Origin of the sequence: Flavobacterium cellulosilyticum (assembly GCF_004349355.1) — a bacterium.
Classification (GTDB): Bacteria; Bacteroidota; Bacteroidia; order Flavobacteriales; family Flavobacteriaceae; genus Flavobacterium; species Flavobacterium cellulosilyticum.
The window spans coordinates 1-1,266 of sequence record NZ_SMFK01000036.1 but is presented as its reverse complement, the minus strand read 5'-3'; the positions used below and the strand labels follow the sequence as shown (position 1 = coordinate 1,266).

The following is a 1,266-nucleotide window of genomic DNA, read 5'->3' as shown; positions in this document are numbered from 1 at the left end:
TGGATATGCAAATAAAAACCGCACTATTAGTTAAGCAACATTTTTAAAAATATTTTGCTGTTTCCAGAATTCTTCGATTGTTTTATATTCTAAAGCGGAATGCCTTCTTTTTCTGTTGTACCAGATTTCAATAAATTCAAATAAATCGAGTCCCATTTGCTCTTTAGATATAAGCTTATTGCCATAAATCTGTTCCGTTTTCAAAGTCTTAAAAAAGCTCTCAGCCACTGCATTGTCCCAACAATTTCCTTTACGGCTCATGCTTCTTGTGATCAGTTTATAGGATTCTAGTACATTAGTAAACTTCTTACTGGCGTATTGAACACCTCTATCAGAATGAAATATCAATCCTTTTTTGACACTTCGGTTTTTAATAGCCATCTTCCAAGCAGCCAATGAAGTTTCTTCTACACTCATTCCATTACTCAAACTCCAACCAATAATTTTTCTGTCATAGAGGTCTAAAATGGTTGTCAAATAAATAAACCCTTCTTTTACTCTAATATAAGTAATGTCCGAAACCCAAACCTTTGACGATTGGGTAACTGAAAATTCTCTGTTTAAAACATTGGGCACAATTAAATACTTGTGCTTCGAATTGGTTGTAACTTTAAATTTCTTACTTAATTTACTTCTTAAACCCAATTGGTTCATATATTTAGCAACTGTAATTCTTGATAATTTATTGCCAAAAGAAGCCAACTCTGCCGTCATTCTTGGACTTCCATATCTTTGTTTTGAATCAAAATAAATGGAAGTTATTTTTTCTTTAACAAGCTCAACTCTTTGTTTTCTATCTGATACAGACTGGCTTTTCCACTGATAATAGCTTCGTTGTCCAACTTCTAATACTTTGCACATCTTTTCAATCGGATATATTTTTTCATTGTTTTTGATGAAAGTATAAATCATCGACCGTTTTTGGAAAAGATGCCGATTGCTTTTTTTAATATATCTCGTTCTATCTCTGCATCTTTGAGCTTTCTTTCAAGTTCCGAAATGCGTTCCTGTTCTGGCGTTTGCTTTAAATTGCCGTTCCCTGGAAAACTTCCTTGTCCGAACTCTTCATATTCTTTTCTCCATTTATACAACTGTGGAGCAGTAACTCCTAACTCTCTGGCCAGTTCTGAAATATTTGTTCTTTCAAAACTCAACTGGACTGCTTTCTCTTTAAAAGCTCGGTCATAAATTATTCGCGTTTTTTTCATAAATTAAAATTAAGGTTTTTATTCTTAACTTTTTATGCGGGTAAAGTTAGCATGTCCA

The 1,266-nt window shown here is 33.1% G+C and carries 2 protein-coding genes; both read right to left on the bottom strand.

Going from position 1 to position 1,266, the window contains the following annotated elements:
- Window positions 1-30 precede the first annotated feature (30 nt).
- Window positions 31-951, bottom strand: a complete 921-nt coding sequence (locus E0F76_RS19205) for an IS3 family transposase (protein ID WP_342773110.1) — start codon at window positions 949-951, stop codon at window positions 31-33.
- Window positions 909-1,208 (bottom strand): transposase, encoded by a 300-nt coding sequence (locus tag E0F76_RS19820; protein WP_246022117.1) that lies wholly within the window; start codon window positions 1,206-1,208, stop codon window positions 909-911. The genes E0F76_RS19205 and E0F76_RS19820 overlap by 43 nt, the downstream gene beginning before the upstream one ends.
- Window positions 1,209-1,266 lie beyond the last annotated feature (58 nt).